Here is a 21,824-nt window from a genome sequence, read left to right on the forward strand (position 1 = left end):
ATACATATTTAGAAATCGGTCGTTTCTTGAAGGTATCGTGGTGGAAATCTGCCCACATTTGGCTTCGAAAAATCAAAGGAAAATGCGTACCATAAAGAATTTCTCATCTCTGTTGTCCTCGTTAAAGGTTATAGTAAAAAAATGGATGTTCACTACCTCTGCTTACGTGTCTTTGTTTTTCTTCTAATAGTAGAAAAAAATAAAACTGAAATTTCGGTTAATATTTATGCAATGCTAGTGTAATTGGGTAATAATTATATTATTATTGATAGTTATATATGGTTTTTTTAGAGGGGTATTTAAAATTGTTCTTCTATCTAATTTTAACGGGAAAAATATATTATTAAAGATTCCACTTTTACTTATTAACTTATCAGTTTTTACAGTATCTATACTTCAAATTCTTAAAATGTTCAAGATACTTTAGTAATCCAGCACCCTTTTAAGGGGTGCTTTTTATTATGCCTTGAGAGGTCTGGTACATGATGAACCAGAGCTATAAATATAAATGGTTGAGGACAATAACTTCCACAAGATAATACATAACAGGTTGCAAGCACATTAAGAGCCGTATTTTTGGGGGCGTATAGTAAGGCTGTAAAGCGTTCAAATAAGAATCCTAGTAAATCATCACGTATAGAAGAAACACCGTATAAAAAACGTCCAGTACCTTTCTATAATTGGTTAGAGGAACGTGATGGTCATACACGATCAATAGTGCATGGTGAACTATCGTTAGATAATTGGCTGGAATGATGAAAGGGGAAACAGAAGATGACTCATTTTGAATTTATGGAGCAGCAAGGGCAATTATCGATCTTTGATTTAGTGGATCAATACAAAGAAATGGAATTTAAAAAAGCATCCACAAATGTTAGTAAACCTGTTGATAAAAAGACTGTGGTTGTGCCTCGTAAGGTTGGGCATATCGTGTGTAGGTAAATAAAAAATAGACCGCCATATTTTGGCGGTCACATGGTAACAAATGTTTTAAATCTGTCAATACAGTACTATTCAATTTACATTATGAAAGGGGAATTTTATCTTGTATATTTTATTGTGAGTGAAGAAAAATCTCTTCTAGGTATTATACTTAATGTATTAGGACCATCTGCATACATATGTGCCCATCCCATTCCTTTTCCTGCATAAGCCTGTTCCTTAACAATATCAAAGTTTGATGCACCTCCAGCAAATTGCATTAAAACTGCTGGTGCTATTGCGACTGGATTTAAAGTTAAGAATCCGGAAATAAGAAAATTCCATCCTAATATATTTGATTGTTGGTCTACATAGTCCACATAATCTCTTAATTGTTTATTTGTTAGGTAACCTTGTTCTTTTATGTAATATCCAGTTTGTATAGTCATAGTAGCGCGTGATTGCACACTAAAATTTTGTAAATTATTATCATGAATATACGTTTCTAACGGCAAGTAAGTTGAATTTTCTTCTTGAGAGAAGTTTTCAGTTAATGGTATCGCATTCATTAAATCATCATTATTCTCTGCAGCCTGTGCTGTAAATGTTGAAGTGAATGGACTTAAAGAAAGTACTAGTGCAGAAGATAGAAAAAATGGTTTTTTTAACATATAAATTACTCCTTTTGTTAATATAGTATTATACTGGTTAATTACAAGTCATATATTACCATAATGTATAAAATTTGTAAAATAGTTCGATGCTCAATCAAAAACAGGTGGAGGTTATTGTGAATTGAAAAAATTTATTATTACTAATTTTTTATTTTTATTTTTAATTGGATCTGTAATTAGTTATTATGGGATTTATGTTTCTAGAGACGATTGGAGCTTCCATATTAGCTCAATAGGTGGGGCATTAATGGGATATAGTATATATGTAAGTTTAAAATTATATTTTCACGTTTATAAAAGAAATACAAAAGAGAGTATTAAAAATTAATGATCTTCAATGAAACATGTACTTAACAACAATTAAGACCACTCCAGTGAAGGGTGGTCTTAAAGTTTGTTTCAATAGAAAAAATAGGCGACTTTGGGCGACCAAAAAGCGACCAAGCACTCGGATAAATACAGATTTCTTTGGTTTTAGGTGTAGCCCATTGGAATGTCTGTGGACAAAAACGGGCTACAACACACACTTTTGGATTTACAAGGATTCGTTTAGATTCGTAATTCGAAAATCATTCTAATTTGCATCAACTTCTTTTCTGCGTTACGATGACGAAAGAACATTCATGAAGGGAAGTTGCAAGAATTATGACAAACAACGCTGTACCGATGAGTCAGTCACGTACTGTTCAAACGCGTCTCGTGTTACCGCCAGATACCAATAACCACAATTCCATTTTTGGTGGAAGAGTGTTAGCTTATATTGATGAAATTGCTGCTGTTACAGCAATGAAGCATGCTAAAGGGCATGTTGTGACAGCCTCTATTGATTCCGTTGATTTTTTATCAGCAGCCCATGTAGGAGATATTTTAGAAATTGAAAGTATTGTTTCATCAACAGGACGTTCTTCAATGGAGGTCTATGTTCGAGTTATTTCTAGAAACATTGAAACTGGTGAGGAAAAATTAACGACAGAATCATTTGTAACGATGGTTGCAGTAGATGATGATGGGAAGCCGAAGCCTGTTCCTGCAATCTACCCTGAGACAGATGAAGAGAAACGTCTTTTTGAAACGGGACCGGTGCGACGAGAGCATCGCAAACAAAAACGTTCATTACCGCATTAAAGAAAAGGGAGATTGACAACCTAGTCAATTTCCCTTTTTACGTATTCACATATTTAATTCATTCACCACATTGATGAGGGAGTCAGATGAAGAAGAAACAAGTGTGGCACCTTGAGATAGCTCAGTAATTAAATTAGAAATGGCAGAAATATCTCTTGATGTATTGACATACTGCTGCTGAATACCAGATACAGCTTCAGCAATATCATTAAATGATTTGGATAGGCTATTTTGTGTATCTACACTATGTTGAATTTTTTGATCCACATTAATAACAGAATTCGACATGGTTGTAATATTACCTTCTGTTTCTTTAATGAGATGTGAAACATTTTGTACGGCATTTTTTGTCTCTTCAGCAAGCTTTCGAACTTCCTCTGCCACAACAGCAAAGCCTTTACCGTGCTCCCCAGCGCGAGCAGCCTCAATAGATGCATTTAATGCTAATAGATTTGTTTGATCGGCAATACCTGTTACCAGTCCAACAATTTCTGAAATCTTTTGAGAGGAGGTGCGTAACTGATTCATTGTGACCTCAAGGCCATTCACACTTTGTAAAATAATCTGTATTAAATCGTTTTGCTCTTGTAATTGCTGTTGACCGCGTTTAGATTTTTCCTTTGTATCAGCAACGAAGCTTAAACCTTGCTTAGTAGCTACTGCAATATCATCCGTTTGAGAGGAGATAACTAATAGGGAAGCGGCTGTTTCTTCACTAATAGCGTTCAGCTCCTCAGCAGTGCTTTGAATAGTTGTCACAAGTGCGTGCTTTGTTTCATCTGCTGCCGTGCGAATACGTTCTTCCTCTTTTTCGTAGGCTTCAATGACAAGCTGTTGCTCAAAGTTAATAATTTTACAGAAGGCATTGATGGCAAGAATCGCATCATGCTTAGAAATATCCAATTTGTTAGCAAAGCTTGTAAATGTTGAAGTTAAAGACTGGAATGAGGCGATATACCAATTTGATTGAAGGCCGATTCGAACGTGAGTTTCTGCAATTGCCTTTCGTTCGTCAATATATGAGTCGTCGATACGGCTTTCGAAAATATCACTAAGATGCTTATGTAAAGTAACCTTTAAACGATCAATCTGTGAAGTTCTATTAATAATATCTAATAAATCTTGGCTTAAACTAATGGCTGCATAGAATTGATTGACCATTTCAGGGATTAGATCCTTTGCTAAAGGCTGCATCTGTTTAATAATTGCTAAGTCTTCAACTGTTAAATTTAAAAGTTGTAATTGTTTTTGAAGTTTTGGATGGTTAGAGACATCCAACTGTACATTTTTTTTATAATTTTCAGGTGCTAATGTAATTGAGTAGCTAGAATCGTTCTTTTTTGTAAACCAACTCATTGTTGTTTGCTCCATTCTTTATAAATCCATTTTATGTATATAAATTTAAAGTAAACTTAAACTGTTTGCCCCTCATTGGAATTGTTACGTTTGTAAATTGGCGAAATATATGGTATTTAATTTATTCTACTATTTTTTGTAGTATATTTGGTTAAAATTTTCGTTTATTTCTATTATTTTTTAAGTCTTGTAAATGGCTGTTGTTTAAATGTCATGAAATAAACGATTGAAAGAGCGCTGGGTGGTTTGTATTTAATATTGGAAACCTGTAAAATACGAACTGTTTAGCAGTTATAATTGTGCGTAAAAAAAGAGTGAGGAGGTATTAATTAAATGGAGAAGAAACGTTTCAAATTTGTCATACCTGTGATGGTAATTGTCGCAATCGGTTCGGTTTATATGCTGCGTAACTATTATGCTGAAGTGCCAGACATAGAGCGGTTGTTAATTACCATTTGTGCAACATTAGTCTCTGGTGTACTTGCATACTTTTTATTCCCACAGCAAGGGGAAAACAAAATTGATGATCGTGGGCCCTATTAATGTAGAACAGGCATCCTAGATAAGTTTCTAAGATGCCTGTTAAATATTCATTAAGGTTTAAATAACTTAAACCAGCCTTTCCATTTAAAGACTGCCAGCATAAAGATAACAATAAGAATCATAATGCCTAAGACGATAAAGTAGCTGTATTTGCCATGTAACTCAGGCATATTGTCAAAGTTCATCCCATACACACCAGCAATAAAGGTTAATGGAATAAAGATAGTTGACACGATTGTTAAGGTCATCATAATGCCATTCATACGACTGGAGCTCATTGCCATATAGCTATCACGCATATCAGCTGTTAGCTCACGGTTAGATTCAACCATTTCTGTCAGCTTTAGCAAATGATCGTAAATATCTCCGAAATAAGCTCGTTCAGATTTTTTTAGTGAGAATCGATAGGAATTAAGAATACGGTATAATAGGTCACGCATTGGTAGGATGGTGCGCCGTAAATCGAGCAAATCACTACGGAATTCGAATACGATTTTCATGGCATTTAAATTACTTTGATAGTTTAATTCATCTTCTAGAGCGTTTAAATGATCCTCAATTTTATAGGCCAGCGGAAAATAATTATCAACGATTTTATCAATTACCTGATAGGTTAAATACACTGTACCTCGTTCCCAATTTTTCGGTTGTTTTTCTAGCATATTTTGTACTCTATCGATTTCGGGAGCAGTATTTTTATGGAAGGTTACAATAAATTTATTTGAAACAAAAATATTAACTTCCTCTGCTGCTAATTCTTCATTCACTCTATGAATAACAAAGAAATGGAAATCATCATAAAAATCGAGCTTTGGTCGCTGTAAACGCATTAAGCAGTCTTCTATAGCAAGTGGATGGAAATGGAAAAATGTATCCAATAGGAGCTCTTCTTCAGTAGTAGGGCAATCAAAATCGACCCAATACCATTCAAAATGATTATTGTGTATATCCTCGATAGGAAAATCCTTTAAAAGTTGTTGATCTTTTGTAATTCCGATTGTGCGTATCACAGCATTCACCTCAATTCTGTTGATTATAACTTTGTAGGAGTAGTCGTCTTCATAGAGTAATACATTTATTTTTAGACTCCCTTATAGCATATCCAACCACCAAATAAAGTAGTGGCAAAAAATCTGGATGGCTTTGTAAATCCTGCCTCTTGAAGTAATGTTAAAATATCCTCCTCAGGCATAAAAGAAAGAGAGCGTATGGATTTTTCCATATCAGCTACCTCTGAGGAAGTTAGCTTTGTATGTTGCAGCCAATAGGCCCGCCATAAATCAAATTGTAGTTCGGTTTCTAAAGAGCCGGGCTGCCCATATTTTGAAACAAGAACAAATGGTGCACCAGGCTTTAAATTATTTGCTATTTCTTTTAATGTTGCAAGCTTTTCTTGAGTCCCATTGATAAAATGCAGCACTAAAATACAGCTAGCCGCATCAAACTCCCCAGAGGGTAACTTCGTCTCCAGTATAGTTCCATGGTATAAAGAAATTTGATTAGGTAAAGATTTTAAACGCTCCTCCGCTATATGTAGCATAGCCTCAGAAGGATCGATGCCAACAAATGACCAAGCTGGCTTATGCTCTGCAAGCTGTAAAATTTCATTGCCGCTTCCAGAGCCAACTACTAAGAGTTTAGCTTTCTCAGGTAGTGTGGAATGATAAAAGGTTTGTGTTAAACGTAGCATGGCATCGTAACTAGGTAAGGTTCGACGAATACCTTTTTCGTATTCGTTTGCAAGTGTGTTATTAAATTCCATTGTGTCTCACATGCCTTTCCCAAAAATTTTTAAAAAAATACAACATACAATGAAACTATTAAGGGTATAGTTCCGTAAATAGTAGTACATAAAACAAAAGAAAATTTAAAAAAGAAGGGTTGATATAAATGGAAGCTAAATGGTCTAAGGTAATCATACACGCAAGTGCATTTTTTGCGCCATGGTTAGTGCCAATTTTATTTTTCTTAATTAGTTCTGATAAAGAGGTAAAGGCTATTTCCATTCAAGCATTACTGTTCCAGATTGTTATGGGTGTTTTAATTGCAATTTCTGTGGCACTCAGTTTTGTACTAGTTGGTTTACCGTTTTTAATCATTTTCGGTATTATGGTGTTTGTCGTACCGATTATTGGTATTGTAAAGGCTATATCTGATGAACCATGGCGTTACCCAATTGTTGGCCGCTGGGTATAATTTTTATCTTCATTCAGCAAATGTTTTTTGTATCGAAAGCATAGCGGCAGATGTTTTATGCGCATAAGCGTAGCGGCAGCGGCAGATACAGAAGACTCCCACCTCTACAGGTGGAGATGAGTGCGGTTTTGGTTCCTTTTCAGTTGGGTGACCAAACACCTACTGAAATAGAGGGACTCAGGCTAAGATCTTCACAACCTTTGAAAATCCAGACGCAATTACGCCAAGGCGAAATTGATCAACGCAAGTATATGCTGATTGCATGTGCTTGCGTTTTTTTCATCACTAAAAAGGGTACATTAGACATATGACTCAAAGATATCTAGCATGAATGGTGATTTTTCAAGCGTTTGAATGAAAAGATGACTGCTTTTAATTTTTCTATAGGCGAAATCATTGCAATTTTTTTCAAGCGTTTTGTATAATATACTCAAAGAAAGTCAAAGATAGTCAAAGTCAGTGAAGTAAGCGAGGTGTATTCCTATTGCGTAATATATCAGACATCATAGAAGGCTACTTGAAGCAAGTACTTGAATTAGGTGGAGAAGGGCATATTGAAATTAAGCGCAGTGAAATTGCTGATAAATTTCAATGTGTGCCCTCACAAATAAATTATGTGATCAATACTAGATTTACTGCCGAACGAGGTTATCTTGTTGAAAGCAAACGTGGTGGTGGTGGATACATACGAATTTTACGTGTCCGCGCGAATTCACAAATTGATTTGATTGACGATGTCCTCAGGCAGATAGAGGGAGGGGCATCGCAAACAATGGCAGAAGATTTAGTTTATCGGCTTATTGATGAGCAGGTAATTTCAAAGCGAGAAGCGAAAATAATGTTAGCAGCCATTGATCGCTCCACTTTGGATTTGCCACTCCCATTACGGGATACCATTCGAGCAAGAATATTACGAGCAATGCTAACAACAATCAAATACGAACAGCAAAAATAGAGAGGTGATGGAAATGATTTGCGAACATTGCAAGCAGCGTAATGCGACGGTAACTGTAACACAAGTTCAAAATGGACAAAAGGTAGAGCACCATTACTGTGACGTCTGCGCCTCGCAGTTCCATCCATTTCATGCAGAATTTAAACAAGAGCCTGTATCTATTCAACAGCTATTATCTAATTGGTTTGGCTCACCGACATGGCAACAACAAAAAGTGGATGAAAAACAACAGGCGCAGCCACAACCACAAACTTGTCCACAGTGTGGATTTACGTATAAACGATTTTTAAAAGAAGGAAAATTCGGTTGCCCTAGCTGCTATGACAGCTTTAGTGAGCACTTGCCGAAGCTCTTTAATAGAATACAGGCAGGACCTCAACATCTTGGTAAGATGCCAGGCGCCCATAGTAATATTTATGTCATTAAAAAACAAATAGAAGATATTCGGAAACTTATGAAAGTAGCTGTAGATGATGAACAGTTTGAGGAGGCCGCCAAACTGCGAGATGAAGTGAAGGAACTGGAGAAACAGCTACAATTTGAAGGTGGTGATGTGACGTGATGATTGAATCGTTTCTAGAACGAGCTACACCCACATGGATGAGCGTGGAGGACGATTATTCAGATATAGTCATCAGTACACGTATCCGTCTTGCACGAAATTTAGATGGCTATCGTTTTCCACTATCCTTTACAGAGAATGAGGCATTGCAGGTAGAGCAGGCTGTAACACATGCCGTGCAGGATAGCACAAAGCTCCAAGATCATTACTCATATTTTGCCATCAAAGACTTAACATCCTTACAGCGTCAAATTCTTGTAGAAAAGCATTTAATAAGTCCTCAGCTTGCCAAAAAAGAACAAGTTGGCTCCATGCTATTATCTGATGATGAATCAATTAGCATTATGGTGAATGAAGAGGACCATTTACGCATTCAATGTATGACAGCGAGTTTTCAGCTACAAAGGGCATATGAGCAGGCCAATAAAATTGATCGAGCCCTAGAAAAAGCTTTACCTTATGCATTTCGTGATACTTTTGGATATTTAACAAGCTGCCCGACAAATATTGGTACTGGTTTACGAGCATCCGTTATGATGCACCTGCCTGCCCTTACATTAACAGGTCAAATGAGTCAAATTATTAATGCCATGACAAGGCTGGGAATGACGGTAAGAGGGATATATGGGGAAGGTAGTGAAAATTTAGGTAATGTTTACCAAGTGTCGAATCAGATAACACTAGGCAAAACAGAAGAAGACATTTTGGCAGACATTCAAAGCGTCGCTGAAAAAATTATTCAAAAAGAGCGACATGCAAGAGGCAGATTAATGGAAAAAGCAGAACTTGCCCTAGAAGATCGAGTATATCGTGCATTAGGTACTTTAACACATGCTCGTATTTTAACGAGCGAAGAGGCGGCTACCTGCTTGTCCAACGTCCGTTTAGGGGTAGATTTACAGTTGATAGAGGGCATTAAGGCGACGACTCTTAACGAGTGTGTTGTCAGTATGCAGCCAGGATTTTTACAACATTATGCAGGAGAGGTTTTACCACCTGCCGAGCGTGATCGCGTACGAGCGGAAATGCTTCGTGAGGCATTATTTCGTGAAAATATGAGTAAGCCTATTATAGGGGAAAAAGGAGAGGATTCATATGATGTTTAATCGTTTTACACAACGCGCACAAAAAGTATTACAGCTTGCACAGGAAGAGGCAATTCGTTGGAAACACGAATCAATAGGAACAGAGCATATTCTATTAGGGCTTATTCGTGAAGGCGGCGGTATAGCTGCGAAAGCATTAGAAGCCATTGACATTAGTCCTCAAACGATTGAAGCGGGTATAGAAGAATTAGTTGGAAAAGGAAAAGAGGACGTGGGTCCGATTGTCCACTACACACCTAGAGCGAAAAAGGTCATAGAGCTTTCAGTTGATGAATCACGCAAACTAGGTCATTCATATATCGGTACGGAGCATTTGCTATTAGCTCTTATTCGTGAAGGCGAGGGTGTCGCTGCTCGTGTATTAAACAATGCTGGTGTCGGCTTAAATAAAGCGCGTCAGCAAGTACTATTGCTGCTAGGGAATAATGATAATGCACAATCTGGTCAACAAGCTGCACAGGCTGCCAATACACCTACATTAGATAGTCTTGCTCGTGACTTAACACAAATTGCGCGAGAAGGCTCTTTAGACCCTGTGATTGGTCGAAGCAAGGAAATTACACGTGTTATTGAGGTTTTATCTCGCCGTACAAAAAATAACCCTGTATTAATTGGTGAGCCTGGGGTTGGTAAAACGGCTATTGCTGAAGGCTTAGCACAGCAAATTATTAATAATGAAGTGCCGGAGATTCTTCGTGATAAACGCGTCATGACACTTGATATGGGAACAGTGGTCGCAGGTACAAAATACCGTGGTGAATTTGAGGATCGCTTGAAAAAAGTGATGGATGAAATTCGCCAGGCAGGCAATGTTATTTTATTTATCGATGAATTGCATACATTAATTGGCGCAGGTGGTGCAGAGGGAGCAATTGATGCATCAAATATTCTAAAACCTTCGTTGGCACGTGGTGAACTTCAATGTATCGGTGCGACTACATTAGATGAATATCGTAAATATATTGAAAAAGATGCGGCCTTAGAGCGTCGTTTCCAACCAATTCAAGTTGATGAGCCAACAGTGGAAGAGGCGATTCTAATTATTCAAGGCTTACGTGATCGCTATGAGGCACATCACCGTGTAAAAATTACAGATGAAGCGATCGAGGCTGCAGCAAAAATGGGTGACCGCTATATTTCTGATCGTTTCTTACCAGATAAAGCCATCGACTTAATCGATGAAGCAGGTTCAAAAGTACGCCTACGTTCATTTGCAGTTCCACCAAATCTAAAAGCACTTGAAGATAAGCTCGAGAATGTGCGCTCTGAAAAGAATGCTGCAGTCTCTGGTCAAGAGTTTGAAAAGGCAGCCTCATTAAGGGATACTGAACAGAAGCTAAAAGATGAAATTGAAACGACTAGAAAGAACTGGAAAGAAGAGCAAGGGAAATCTGAATCAAAAGTTACGGTGGATGATGTTGCAGCTGTTGTATCTATGTGGACTGGAATCCCTGTTTCAAAAATTGCTTCAGAGGAATCATCTAAGCTATTACAGCTCGAGGAAGAGTTACACAAGCGAGTGGTAGGTCAAGGAGAGGCAGTGGAGGCGATTTCTCGCGCTATTCGCCGTGCAAGAGCAGGCTTGAAAGATCCCAAACGACCAATTGGCTCATTTATTTTCTTAGGACCAACAGGGGTTGGTAAAACAGAGCTTGCGAGAGCACTGGCTGAGGTAATGTTTGGCGACGAAGATGCAATGATTCGTGTAGATATGTCTGAATATATGGAGAAACATTCAACTTCGCGCTTAGTCGGTTCACCTCCAGGCTACGTAGGCTTTGAGGATGGCGGTCAGTTAACTGAAAAAGTTCGCCGTAAACCATATTCAGTTGTTTTACTAGATGAGATTGAAAAAGCCCATCCAGATGTTTTCAATATTCTGCTACAAGTGCTTGAAGATGGTCGTTTAACTGATTCTAAAGGTCGTGTAGTGGATTTCCGTAACACAGTTGTAATTATGACATCAAACGTTGGGGCAGATGCTTTAAAATACCAGAAAAACTTAGGCTTCAATGTTGGTGGTGCGGAATCTAAACATAAAGACATGAAGGGAACAATGCTTGAGGAATTGAAAAAAGCATTCCGACCAGAGTTCTTAAACCGTATCGACGAGATGATTGTGTTCCACTCATTAGAGAAAGAACATTTAAAAGAAATTGTCTCTATGATGGCAAAAGCTTTAACAAAGCGTCTAAAGGAACAAGATATTTCCTTAGAGCTAACAGATGCGGCGCTTGAGAAAATTGCACAGGAGGGCTATGACCCTCAATACGGTGCCCGTCCTCTACGTCGTGCACTACAAAAACAAGTAGAAGACCGCTTATCAGAAGAATTACTGAAAGGCAATGTAGAGAAGGGCAATCAGGTGATTATTGATTATGTGAATGAAGATTTTGTAGTAAAGAAAAAAGAGGGCGTTTCTGCATCTAATTAATTTCTAACGGCTACGCTTCATCTCAAAAGGACAGCAGGCTATAGTGCCAAGCTGTCCTTTTTTATGTACAATTGATAATAAGAACAAATATTCGAGGTGAATGTGATTTGGCAAAGAAAAAAACGAAATTTGTATGCTCAGGCTGCGGCTATGAATCTGCAAAATGGATGGGAAGATGTCCAGGCTGCGGGGAATGGAATAAGATGGTTGAAGAAGTAGAGGTCGTAGCAAAAGGACCTCGCGGAGCCTTCCAGCATTCTGCGACAGTTACGCAAAAAGCTCTTCCTATTATGCAGATTGAGGCTGCTGAGGAGTCTCGAATTACAACAGAAATGGGTGAGCTTAACCGAGTGCTAGGCGGAGGAATCGTACCAGGCTCTCTTGTACTAATAGGAGGTGACCCTGGTATTGGGAAGTCGACGTTATTATTACAAGTGTCCGCTTTACTTTCAAATAATGGTCATCGTGTGCTTTACATTTCTGGTGAGGAATCAATCCGTCAAACAAAGCTGCGTGCGGAGCGTTTAGGAGTGGTATCACAGGAGCTTTATATCTATTCAGAAACAAATTTAGAATTTTTAAATCAAACTATTGAGGATGTACAACCAAAGTTTGTCATTGTCGATTCCATTCAAACTGTGTTTCATCCTGAGGTAACCAGTGCCCCTGGCAGTGTATCACAGGTACGTGAGTGTACAGCAGAGTTGATGAGAATCGCTAAAACGAAAGGAATCGCTATATTTTTAGTTGGGCATGTAACAAAAGAGGGCCAAATTGCAGGACCACGTATTTTGGAGCATATGGTGGATACTGTACTGTATTTTGAGGGGGAGCGCCATCATAATCACCGTATTTTGCGCAGTCAAAAGAACCGTTTTGGCTCAACAAACGAGATTGCTATATTTGAAATGCTTCAGGGGGGCTTAAAGGAAGTATTAAATCCATCTGAGCTTTTTTTACAGGAACGTTCACAGGGTGCAGCGGGGTCAACCATAGTGGCTTCTATGGAGGGTACACGGCCAATTCTTGTTGAAATTCAGTCACTCGTAACACCTACAAGCTTTAACTATCCAAAGCGTATGACAACGGGTGTAGATCAAAATCGTGTGCAGCTATTAATGGCTGTTCTTGAAAAGAGAATGGGCCTCATGCTGCAGGCTCAGGATGCATATATTAAAGTCGCTGGCGGTGTAAAGCTAGATGAACCTGCCATTGATTTAGCAGTGTTGACAAGCATTGTCTCGAGCTTTAAGGATCAAGCTGTTAGAGCTACAGATTGTTTTGTTGGAGAAGTGGGATTGACCGGGGAGGTACGCCGTGTTTCCCGTATTGAACAACGTGTAATAGAGGCGGCAAAGCTAGGATTTAAGCGAGTGTTTATACCAGCTTCAAATATTGGCGGCTGGGATTTTCCGCAAGGTATCGAGATTGTTGGGGTAGAAACAATTAAAGATGCACTGAATGCGTGCTTTAGGGAGCTATAAACGAAGCGTGCATGTTGGACAAGTTTCTGACATGCACTTTCCTTTTCAATCGTTTTTTAGATGGTTAGTGTAAAAAACGGAACTAAAAAAGGGTTTTAAGCGTCCTACATAACACCCTAATACGATACCTCTATTTACAACGTTATAGCTGGCATTTTTGTTTAAAGAAAACCTCTTTATTTCCACCTCTCTTTGAAGGTGCTGCCAGCGGTTAAAAAGAAAAGAAATTTAACGGGGTTTGTTAGGCTCATGAAAGATTTTCTAAAGTAAACTATGTATAATTATAGCTAAGAATTGGAGGTGACAGCTTATGAAAAAATTTGTTCAAATTGCCTTTTTACTAATTGGGGGAGCATTAGGCTTTGTTTTCTTACCGCCATTATACGAATTGCTTCACTTATCTTCTAATCCTTGGCTTGATAATCCCTATGTATCAGTAGCTTTAGGGGCAATTTTATTGTTTACATTATCGTTTGCCTTTTCGGATTATTTTGTGCGACTCATTGGCTGGATGGAAGAGGTGCTATTTAAGGTACCTGTAGGAGACTTATTATTTGGAACGCTCTGGCTTATAATTGGGCTGATTGTTGCCTATTTCTTAGGCTTTGCCATTGAAAGTGTTCAACTGGGATTCGTTTCAGAGATTTTACCGATTATCATGTCCTTTGTACTTGGTTATTTAGGATTCCGTGTGGGCTTTAAGAAGCGTGATGAATTAATCCAGCTCTTTACATTGCGTGGTAACAATACAAAGAAAAAGCTAGTAGAGGGTGTAGAAGCCCAAGAAGTAAAAGGGAGCTACAAGCTGCTGGATACAAGTGTTATTATTGATGGTCGTATTGCGGATATTTCTGAAACAGGGTTTATAGAAGGTATATTAGTGGTTCCTCAATTTGTTCTTACAGAGCTTCAGCATATTGCAGATTCTTCTGATACTTTAAAACGTACAAGAGGTCGTCGTGGCTTAGATATTTTGAAAAAATTGCAAGATGAGCGTATGACGAATGTGGAAATATCCGAAGAGGATTTTGAGGATGTGCAGGAAGTTGACTTAAAATTAGTGCGTCTTGCAAAGAAAATGAGCAATGATACACAGATTGTTACAAATGATTTCAATCTTAATAAAGTATGCGAGCTACACCACGTAAGAGTCTTAAACATCAACGATTTAGCTAATGCTGTAAAGCCTGTTGTTATCCCTGGAGAGAATATGCAAGTAATGGTTATTAAAGATGGTAAAGAGCATAATCAGGGAGTGGCTTATTTAGACGATGGCACAATGATTGTGGTTGAAGGTGGACGCAGCTATATCGGACAGGCAATAACGGTTACGGTAACAAGTGTGCTGCAAACATCAGCAGGTCGTATGATATTTGCGAAGCCGAAGGATGATTAGGATGTGAGAAAATGCAATATGAAGTAGTTCTACCTGCAGCAGGAAGTGGAAAGCGCATGGGTGCAGGGCAAAATAAATTATTTCTAAAACTTTTGGAGAAGCCTATTCTGATACACACGCTAGAAGTGTTTCAGCAAGATCCATCTTGCACAGGTATTTGGCTGGCTGTAAAACCAGAAGAACGTGCGCATATTCAAAAACTGCTAGAGCAATTTGAAATTACAAAAGTGAAGGGCTTGCCTGATGGTGGTGCTGAGCGTCAACATTCGGTTCATTCGTGTATGAAAGAGATGCAACAGGTAGATATTGTGCTTGTACACGATGCAGCACGCCCTTTTATTACACATGATATTATCGCTAATCTTGTACAAAGCGCACATGAACTCGGTGCAGCTATTGCAGGGGTTCGAGCGAAGGATACGATGAAAAAAGTATCAACGAATGGCATTATTGAGGAAACGGTTGATCGCGAAAGCCTATGGATGGTGCAAACACCACAAGCATTCCGTTTTGAGTTAATTATGGAAGCGGAGGACGTAGCTGAAAAAGTAGGTTTTCTCGGTACAGATGAGGCGATGTTGATGGAGCGTCTTGGACACCAAGTACACATCATAGAAAGTAGTTATGAAAATGTAAAAATGACGACGCAAGAAGACTTAGTATTTGGTGAGGCAATCTTGCGTAAGCGTGGATCATGCAATCTTTAAGAAATATTATTTATATATTTAATATTTAACTGTAGCTTGAAATTAAAGTTTGATTAATAATTTCACAAGAACATTGACTTAATTATAAATTAAATGAATCCATTTATAAAAAAAGCTCGATCAATTTGTTTACCTTTATTGAACCAAAGCCCTGTTAACCATCCATGTAGCGCAAAAATCAGCGCTTCCCATAGAAGATGAAAATGTACTCAGAACGGGTATTGAATACTATGGCTGTGAGAGGAAGATCGGTTAGTATAAATGGCGAAGGAATTAGAGAAGATTAAGTAATAAGTCGTTTGTTTCATCAAAACAAAAAGAAATAGCCATCATCTGGTGCCATAGTGAGGTGGCTATTTCCAAAATTATGATGGTGGGTGTTAGTCGAATAAAGTCCCTTTTATGCTATGTTTATCCAATTATGTTTAAGACGAAAAACAGGAACACCTACACAATTATGATCACTCGACAGTCCTATAAAAAAAGAAAAAGACTCTAATTTTAGTGGTTTACTCTTCTTCATTTGCAAGTTGTCCTTGCTCATCACTTCAACTTCCGCAATTCATCCACAAAAGCACGGCGTTTTGGATAGCTTTGTAGTAGATCTGCAATTAGTTGGGTTGCTTCGAGCATATAGCCGGCTTTACGCATGATTGTAATAGTACGGCAAACTTCTTGATAGCGTCTGCGGTCGGATGCTTGCTTTGCGCTTGAAGTAACAGTATCGATGAAAAGTGCGCAAACTTCTTCGTAATAATGCTCTCTAATATGTGGATAGTACTGTTCGATTCGCATTGGTCGTTCTTTGCAATAGTCCAGAATGTGTGCGTATTGTTTTTCCTCTACAATGAGTGTGGCATAAAAGTAGGGATTGTGCTTTTTTAATTGCTCTAGTAGTTGGTTGAATGTTTTTGACCATTGCTGTGCTGAATGGAGTTTTTTGAATTCGTCATAATATTCGTTGTCACCGTCTAACAATAACTGTAAGGCTAATTCGCACATATCTTCTTTATTATCTAATGCTTTATGTGCTGTAAAGGCATAGCGCTTCCATTCATTCACGATTCCTGGGAAATCATGGTTGTGTTGTTGACCATCTTGAGAAAGTTGCAATACTTTTGCATAATCACCTTGCTCTATAGCAGATAAAATAACCCGTTCACGCATACCTGCATCTTCTATATTTTGCTCTAAAAACTTCTCCACATCTTCGTTGCTATATTTGGAGGATATTATTTGGAATTGCAATTCTTTTAGTTGTTTATTCATATAATTAGCATTCCAACTATCTCCTTGTGTACTAAGAGAATGTAGGAGGGCAACGTATTTCTTTTCGATCGCATCATCGTGGCATAAAGGAATGCATGATTGGAGGAAGGATATACGCCAGTCCGGCCAGCTGTCTAAACCTGTATGCATCGCTTCTTTTATAATTAATTCATACACTGTTTCATACTGCTCTGTATTCCAAACATCTCCACCCTCCCTAATGGCGTCTTCAATAAATGCTAGGCTTTCTTCTATAGAATCACCGAAATCACCATTTGAGTCATCACTATAGTGTAAAGCATCGAATGTATGTTTGAAACAGAGTAGGCTAAGTTGAATGGCGGTGAAATATTCACCATTTTCGATGTGTTCTCCGATGTGACCTTGTATCGTTTTGACTCCCCGTAATGCTTTAGACGATTGGTTCCATGGAATGAAACTGCTGCGGCGATCTTGGACGGCATTGATATGATGTACGATTAACTTTTCAGCAGCATTTAAAGCGTCATCCGGTGCTGTGATGAGCATCTCCAACTCTTTTATAAAGGTAGGGTGATTTTTCCCTACTTTCATAATGATTTCTACTAATTGTTCTTTCGTTTGTGATTGTAATAATTGTTGAAGCGATGGTTTGGCTGTTGTTTGTACTGAGGTAGTGCCCTGCTGATGCTGAATTGCATATAAGGCGGCAGCGATATGTTTACAATCATCATCATAGGGGCAATCACAATCAGCATATAAAATATCTCCTTTCCTATTCATGCGTATATCGACAATGTATGTAGATGAGCCAGCGACTTCAGCTTGCCAATTATGTTCGTCAATTTGTATGATATCCTCTACAAGGCCGTTTGTATAATAATCGAGTCCACGTTTTAAAATGGTTTTGTTGAATTGTTTTTCGAAAGTGTTAATGTTCATGGAAACCCCCATTTTGTTATGCCTTTAGAACAAGAATATCAAAAATGATGGGCAAAGGGTATATAGTATGAAGAGTATTGGAGGATACGTGTTGATTTTTTTGCACAATAATTTTTAAACGATAAAAAGGTCATTTGCCAAAATCAATAGGGTGCTTATTTAAAAATATGTTATATCGCATTTGACAATTTGGCTAAATGCGATTCTTTTTTTGTCTCAATTATATTTTTGGGTGAATAAGAAAAATGAACTCGATGAAATTTTGATGAAAAACCTTCGCTGTGTCTAAGTATACCCTTTGAAAAAGACATTTTTGTGCTCAGGATATATTACATAATATGGATCATCATCAAAAGTTAGGGATGACATTTTAATAAAATACTTGTTGATTGGAGTGGAGTCAGCGTGACTCCTTGTATACTAAGAGTTTCAAAACGATCAAGAAAGGGATTTTTACGTGTAAAATGAAATAGTGGATATATGTTTAATAAGGTAATAGAATAGATGAAAAAGATGTGAGGGGTGTTTATTGTGTCATTAAATGAATGGTTAAATCAAAAGGTTCCAGAAATTACAGGTTCATTAACTAGTATAAATAAACAGTACATCGACGTTGACAATTCAATAGGCTTTGTTGGACGAGATAGTGTTTTTAAAATAATAGATAATTTTCATGAAGTACTGTTTCCGGGCATTTTTACGGTAAAGCCTATTGATGAAACAAGGGTGAATGTAGTTTGCAGTAATAAGCTGCGTGAAACAGCATTAGATTTACGGGATATTATCGAAAAAGTATTGTTTTATAATATGGAGGACCGTGATCCTGCCAATTGCGAGAAGTATTGTCGTGAACAAGCAGATAAAATTGTTATGGATTTGATTAATCGGTTTCCTGCCATTCGCCAAGTTTTACAAACAGATATTCAAGCGGCATATAATGGTGACCCAGCAGCTCTTTCCACAGAAGAAATTTTGCTAAGCTATCCATCTATTGTGGCTGTTTATATTCACCGAATCGCGCATGAGCTATATGAGATGGGCGTACAAATTGTACCTCGTATTATGTCAGAATATGCGCATCGGTTAACTGGTATCGATATTCATCCGGGGGCTACCATAGGGGAATCATTCTTTATTGACCACGGAACAGGTGTCGTCATAGGTGAAACTTGTGCTATCGGAAAGAATGTGAAAATTTATCAAGGTGTAACATTAGGTGCATTAAGCTTCCCATTAGATGAAAATGGTAATCCGATTAAGGGCATTAAGCGTCATCCGAATATTGCGGACAATGTTGTCATTTATGCTGGTGCTACGATTTTAGGGGGCGAGACGACGATTGGGCATGATTCCGTCTTAGGGAGCAATATTTGGCTAACACATTCTGTTCCCCCTTATTCGCGTGTTTATAATTCACAGCCATCACCGAATATTAGCAATAGTCAAATGAAAAATATAGAGTATCATATTTAAAAAACGTTGGGCAGTCTAGGGAGTATAGCTTTCTAAACTGCCCATTACTGCTAGAGGAGGATAATTATTAAAGCGCTTTTCAAACACCCTTTGGCAAACTTTGATATGATAATGATAAATATTAATTAAAGGAAGATGAATATGTTTCGAGTTGGACAAGGATTTGACGTACACGCATTTGAAGAAGGACGTCCATTAATTATCGGAGGTATAACAATTCCTCATGAAAAAGGGCTAGTAGGCCATTCTGACGCAGATGTTTTATTACATACTGTAACAGATGCAGCATTAGGGGCTATTGGAGAAGGAGATATTGGTCGACACTTTCCAGATACAGACCCTGCATTTAAAGATGCAGATTCAGCAAAATTATTAGAGCACATCTGGAAAATTGTTGAGGATAAAGGGTATGTTCTAGGTAATGTTGATTGCACTATCATGGCGCAGCGACCTAAAATGGCACCGTATATTGAGCAAATGCAAAATCGTATTGCGGAATTGTTGAACGCAGAGCCCTCACAAGTTAATGTCAAGGCGACAACAACTGAACGATTAGGTTTTACAGGTCGTGAGGAAGGGATTGCCGCAATGGCGACAATTCTATTGATTAAGAAGTAAAAGCAGGCTATCAGCGCTTTTATTTCCTGTAGCAGAGTGGTAAAATGAACAAAATCAATTTTTGATCGAAAATTTAGGAGGCTTTTAATTATGGCGAAAGAAGTTCGTGTTCGTTACGCGCCATCCCCTACTGGTTACTTACATATCGGTGGTGCGCGTACAGCGTTATTCAATTATTTATATGCAAAACATCATAACGGTAAATTCATCGTACGTATTGAGGATACAGATATTGAGCGTAATGTAGAGGGCGGAGAAGCGTCTCAGCTAGATAACCTAAAATGGTTAGGTATTGAATACGATGAATCCATCGATATTGGTGGACCATACGCACCTTATCGTCAAATGGAGCGTCTTGATATTTATAAAGAGCATGCTGAAAAGCTTTTAGAGCAGGGCGTAGCTTATAAATGCTTCTGTTCTTCTGAAAAATTAGAAGCATCTCGTGAAGAGCAAAAGGCACGAGGAGTAGCTGCACCAACGTATGACGGTACTTGTCGTCATTTATCAGCAGAGGAAGTTGCTGCTAAAGAGGCTGCTGGTGAAACTTATACAATACGTATGCGTGTACCTGAGAATGTAACTTATGAGTTTGAGGATTTAGTACGTGGACAAGTTACATTTGAATCAAAAGATATTGGTGACTGGGTAATTGTTAAAGCAAACGGTATTCCAACATATAACTATGCTGTAGTTCTAGATGATCACTTCATGGAAATCTCTCATGTTTTCCGAGGCGAAGAGCATTTATCTAACACACCAAAACAAATGATGATTTTTGATGCATTTGGCTGGGAGTATCCAAGCTTTGGCCATATGACATTGATCATTAATGAAAACCGTAAAAAATTATCAAAACGTGATGAATCCATTATTCAATTCGTAACGCAATATAAAGATTTAGGCTACCTTCCTGAGGCAATGTTTAATTTCTTTGCATTACTTGGCTGGTCTCCAGAAGGAGAAGATGAGATTTTCTCCAAAGAAGAATTTATTAAAATCTTTGATGAGAAACGTCTGTCAAAATCACCATCAATGTTTGATAAGCAAAAACTTACATGGATGAATAACCAATACATTAAAAAATTATCTTTAGAAGAAGTGGTGGTATTATCTTTACCGCACTTACAGAAAGCCGGCTTATTACCAGAAGAGCTGACACCAGAACAACATGCATGGGCAACAGATTTAATTGCACTGTATCATGACCAAATGAGCTTTGGTGCTGAAATAGTAGATTTATCCAGCCTATTCTTTAACGATCATATTGAATATGATGAAGAAGCAAAAGCTGTTTTAGCAGGTGAGCAAGTACCTGAGGTCATGGCAGCATTTAAGTCACAGCTTGAAGAGCTAGAAGAATTTACACCAGATGCAGTAAAAGCTGCTATTAAAGTTGTGCAAAAAGCGACGGGTCATAAAGGTAAAAATTTATTTATGCCAATCCGTGTTGTCACAACTGGAGAAACTCACGGCCCAGAGCTACCAAATGCTATTTGTTTAATTGGTAAAGAGAAAGCAATTGACCGTGTAGAAAAATTTGCGCAATAAATAGAATTTTATTGACAATTTATTAGTTCGTTGTAAAATGAATTTACATTGAGAAAGCGTTGATAAGGAGAAGTAAGTGGCGCATGCTCTAAAGAGAGGACCATCACCGGCTGAAAGTGGTCTGAGCCTAGGCAAAACTGAAATGCACCTTTGAGCATAAGGCTGAACAATAGTAGGCTTTATCGATTCGTTCCCGTTACAGAACGTCCAGAGTGGAGGGCTATGCCTTCAATCAGAGTGGAACCGCGCAATTTAAATTTAGCGTCTCTGTCATTCCTTATGGGAATGATGGGGACGTTTTTTATTTATCTTCATTCAGCAAATGTTTTTTGTATCGAAAGCATAGCGGCAGATGTTTTATGCGTGTAAGCATAGCGGCAGCGGCAGATACAGAAGACTCCCACCTCTACAGGTGGTGAGATGAATGCAGTTTTGTTTCCTTTTCAGTGGGTGTCCAAACACCAACTGAAATAGAGGAACTCAGTCTAAGAAAGCCACGTCCTGTGGCAATTTATCTGTGCGAAAGCGAAGCG

The 21,824-nt window shown here is 38.1% G+C and carries 21 protein-coding genes and 1 other annotated feature; of the genes, 16 read left to right on the forward strand and 5 right to left on the reverse strand.

Translation table 11 applies throughout. The annotated features are described in order from the left end of the window. Positions 1-576 precede the first annotated feature (576 nt). A complete protein-coding gene (locus ACQKIM_RS17530; protein WP_427546201.1) occupies positions 577-756 on the forward strand; it encodes a hypothetical protein in 180 nt (59 codons plus the stop codon). An 18-nt stretch (positions 757-774) separates the two neighbouring features. After that, positions 775-942 (forward strand): hypothetical protein, encoded by a 168-nt coding sequence (locus ACQKIM_RS17535; protein ID WP_427546203.1) that lies wholly within the window; start codon positions 775-777, stop codon positions 940-942. A gap of 98 nt (positions 943-1,040) precedes the next feature. On the opposite strand, the gene ACQKIM_RS17540 is transcribed toward ACQKIM_RS17535, so the two are convergent. After that, entirely contained in the window at positions 1,041-1,592 is a 552-nt protein-coding gene (locus ACQKIM_RS17540) for a hypothetical protein (RefSeq protein WP_427546205.1), read from the reverse strand. Between the two features lie 124 nt (positions 1,593-1,716). Between ACQKIM_RS17540 and ACQKIM_RS17545 the strand changes: the two genes are divergently transcribed. Beyond that, a complete protein-coding gene (locus ACQKIM_RS17545) occupies positions 1,717-1,923 on the forward strand; it encodes a hypothetical protein (protein ID WP_427546207.1) in 207 nt (68 codons plus the stop codon). Positions 1,924-2,240: 317 nt separating this feature from the next. Then, positions 2,241-2,720, forward strand: a complete 480-nt coding sequence (locus ACQKIM_RS17550; RefSeq protein ID WP_427546209.1) for an acyl-CoA thioesterase — start codon at positions 2,241-2,243, stop codon at positions 2,718-2,720. 45 nt (positions 2,721-2,765) lie between these two features. On the opposite strand, the gene ACQKIM_RS17555 is transcribed toward ACQKIM_RS17550, so the two are convergent. Then, a complete protein-coding gene (locus ACQKIM_RS17555; RefSeq protein ID WP_427546211.1) occupies positions 2,766-4,076 on the reverse strand; it encodes a protoglobin domain-containing protein in 1,311 nt (436 codons plus the stop codon). A 333-nt stretch (positions 4,077-4,409) separates the two neighbouring features. Between ACQKIM_RS17555 and ACQKIM_RS17560 the strand changes: the two genes are divergently transcribed. Beyond that, on the forward strand, positions 4,410-4,619 hold the full coding sequence (locus ACQKIM_RS17560) for a hypothetical protein (RefSeq protein ID WP_427546212.1): 210 nt from the start codon (positions 4,410-4,412) through the stop codon (positions 4,617-4,619). Positions 4,620-4,669: 50 nt separating this feature from the next. Here the strand turns inward: ACQKIM_RS17560 and corA are convergent, their stop codons facing one another. Together corA and ACQKIM_RS17570 are read right to left on the reverse strand one after the other, a co-directional pair. Then, entirely contained in the window at positions 4,670-5,629 is a 960-nt protein-coding gene (corA, locus tag ACQKIM_RS17565; protein WP_427546214.1) for a magnesium/cobalt transporter CorA, read from the reverse strand. A gap of 71 nt (positions 5,630-5,700) precedes the next feature. Then, positions 5,701-6,381 carry a class I SAM-dependent methyltransferase gene (locus tag ACQKIM_RS17570; RefSeq protein ID WP_427546216.1) on the reverse strand — a complete coding sequence of 227 codons (681 nt, stop codon included), beginning with the start codon at positions 6,379-6,381 and terminating at the stop codon, positions 5,701-5,703. Between the two features lie 128 nt (positions 6,382-6,509). On the opposite strand from ACQKIM_RS17570, the gene ACQKIM_RS17575 reads away from it, so the two are divergent. From ACQKIM_RS17575 to ispD, 8 genes are all read left to right on the forward strand, one after another. Beyond that, a complete protein-coding gene (locus ACQKIM_RS17575; protein ID WP_427546218.1) occupies positions 6,510-6,815 on the forward strand; it encodes a DUF4870 domain-containing protein in 306 nt (101 codons plus the stop codon). Positions 6,816-7,299: 484 nt separating this feature from the next. Continuing rightward, on the forward strand, positions 7,300-7,770 hold the full coding sequence (locus tag ACQKIM_RS17580) for a CtsR family transcriptional regulator (RefSeq protein WP_427546220.1): 471 nt from the start codon (positions 7,300-7,302) through the stop codon (positions 7,768-7,770). 13 nt (positions 7,771-7,783) lie between these two features. After that, positions 7,784-8,332 (forward strand): UvrB/UvrC motif-containing protein, encoded by a 549-nt coding sequence (locus tag ACQKIM_RS17585; protein WP_427546222.1) that lies wholly within the window; start codon positions 7,784-7,786, stop codon positions 8,330-8,332. Continuing rightward, positions 8,329-9,438, forward strand: coding sequence for a protein arginine kinase (locus ACQKIM_RS17590; RefSeq protein ID WP_427546224.1), 1,110 nt, complete (start codon positions 8,329-8,331; stop codon positions 9,436-9,438). Before ACQKIM_RS17585 ends, ACQKIM_RS17590 begins: the two co-directional genes overlap by 4 nt. Further along, complete coding sequence (locus ACQKIM_RS17595) at positions 9,428-11,872, forward strand: ATP-dependent Clp protease ATP-binding subunit (protein ID WP_427546226.1); 2,445 nt, start codon at positions 9,428-9,430, stop codon at positions 11,870-11,872. The genes ACQKIM_RS17590 and ACQKIM_RS17595 overlap by 11 nt, the downstream gene beginning before the upstream one ends. A gap of 107 nt (positions 11,873-11,979) precedes the next feature. Beyond that, positions 11,980-13,356, forward strand: coding sequence for a DNA repair protein RadA (radA, locus tag ACQKIM_RS17600; RefSeq protein ID WP_427546228.1), 1,377 nt, complete (start codon positions 11,980-11,982; stop codon positions 13,354-13,356). Positions 13,357-13,666: 310 nt separating this feature from the next. Beyond that, positions 13,667-14,752, forward strand: coding sequence for a PIN/TRAM domain-containing protein (locus ACQKIM_RS17605; RefSeq protein WP_427546230.1), 1,086 nt, complete (start codon positions 13,667-13,669; stop codon positions 14,750-14,752). An 11-nt stretch (positions 14,753-14,763) separates the two neighbouring features. Beyond that, positions 14,764-15,459 (forward strand): 2-C-methyl-D-erythritol 4-phosphate cytidylyltransferase, encoded by a 696-nt coding sequence (ispD, locus tag ACQKIM_RS17610; protein WP_427546232.1) that lies wholly within the window; start codon positions 14,764-14,766, stop codon positions 15,457-15,459. Positions 15,460-16,002: 543 nt separating this feature from the next. Here ispD and ACQKIM_RS17615 read toward each other — a convergent pair. Beyond that, on the reverse strand, positions 16,003-17,649 hold the full coding sequence (locus ACQKIM_RS17615; RefSeq protein WP_427546234.1) for an SWIM zinc finger family protein: 1,647 nt from the start codon (positions 17,647-17,649) through the stop codon (positions 16,003-16,005). Between the two features lie 531 nt (positions 17,650-18,180). On the opposite strand from ACQKIM_RS17615, the gene epsC reads away from it, so the two are divergent. The 3 genes from epsC (at position 18,181) to gltX (ending at position 21,291) form a co-directional block, all read left to right on the forward strand. Further along, on the forward strand, positions 18,181-19,122 hold the full coding sequence (gene epsC / locus ACQKIM_RS17620) for a serine O-acetyltransferase EpsC (protein WP_427546236.1): 942 nt from the start codon (positions 18,181-18,183) through the stop codon (positions 19,120-19,122). Positions 19,123-19,263: 141 nt separating this feature from the next. Next, positions 19,264-19,740 carry a 2-C-methyl-D-erythritol 2,4-cyclodiphosphate synthase gene (gene ispF / locus ACQKIM_RS17625; RefSeq protein ID WP_286925548.1) on the forward strand — a complete coding sequence of 159 codons (477 nt, stop codon included), beginning with the start codon at positions 19,264-19,266 and terminating at the stop codon, positions 19,738-19,740. A gap of 90 nt (positions 19,741-19,830) precedes the next feature. Beyond that, on the forward strand, positions 19,831-21,291 hold the full coding sequence (gene gltX, locus ACQKIM_RS17630; protein WP_427546239.1) for a glutamate--tRNA ligase: 1,461 nt from the start codon (positions 19,831-19,833) through the stop codon (positions 21,289-21,291). Positions 21,292-21,341: 50 nt separating this feature from the next. Continuing rightward, positions 21,342-21,563, forward strand: a binding site (T-box leader). The last annotated feature ends 261 nt before the right edge of the window (positions 21,564-21,824 follow it).

It is taken from the genome of Lysinibacillus sp. NPDC047702, assembly GCF_050272555.1.
In the GTDB taxonomy this organism is placed as follows: Bacteria; Bacillota; Bacilli; order Bacillales_A; family Planococcaceae; genus Lysinibacillus.

Coding starts and splice junctions, on each gene's coding strand:
- ACQKIM_RS17535 (WP_427546203.1), top strand. CDS start 775: ATGACTCATTTTGAATTTATGGAGCAGCAAGGGCAATTATCGATCTTT.
- ispF (WP_286925548.1), top strand. CDS start 19,264: ATGTTTCGAGTTGGACAAGGATTTGACGTACACGCATTTGAAGAAGGA.
- ACQKIM_RS17595 (WP_427546226.1), top strand. CDS start 9,428: ATGATGTTTAATCGTTTTACACAACGCGCACAAAAAGTATTACAGCTT.
- ACQKIM_RS17575 (WP_427546218.1), top strand. CDS start 6,510: ATGGAAGCTAAATGGTCTAAGGTAATCATACACGCAAGTGCATTTTTT.
- ACQKIM_RS17570 (WP_427546216.1), bottom strand. CDS start 6,381: ATGGAATTTAATAACACACTTGCAAACGAATACGAAAAAGGTATTCGT.
- ACQKIM_RS17550 (WP_427546209.1), top strand. CDS start 2,241: ATGACAAACAACGCTGTACCGATGAGTCAGTCACGTACTGTTCAAACG.
- ACQKIM_RS17555 (WP_427546211.1), bottom strand. CDS start 4,076: ATGAGTTGGTTTACAAAAAAGAACGATTCTAGCTACTCAATTACATTA.
- ACQKIM_RS17605 (WP_427546230.1), top strand. CDS start 13,667: ATGAAAAAATTTGTTCAAATTGCCTTTTTACTAATTGGGGGAGCATTA.
- ACQKIM_RS17585 (WP_427546222.1), top strand. CDS start 7,784: ATGATTTGCGAACATTGCAAGCAGCGTAATGCGACGGTAACTGTAACA.
- ACQKIM_RS17615 (WP_427546234.1), bottom strand. CDS start 17,649: ATGAACATTAACACTTTCGAAAAACAATTCAACAAAACCATTTTAAAA.
- ispD (WP_427546232.1), top strand. CDS start 14,764: ATGCAATATGAAGTAGTTCTACCTGCAGCAGGAAGTGGAAAGCGCATG.
- ACQKIM_RS17560 (WP_427546212.1), top strand. CDS start 4,410: ATGGAGAAGAAACGTTTCAAATTTGTCATACCTGTGATGGTAATTGTC.
- ACQKIM_RS17540 (WP_427546205.1), bottom strand. CDS start 1,592: ATGTTAAAAAAACCATTTTTTCTATCTTCTGCACTAGTACTTTCTTTA.
- gltX (WP_427546239.1), top strand. CDS start 19,831: ATGGCGAAAGAAGTTCGTGTTCGTTACGCGCCATCCCCTACTGGTTAC.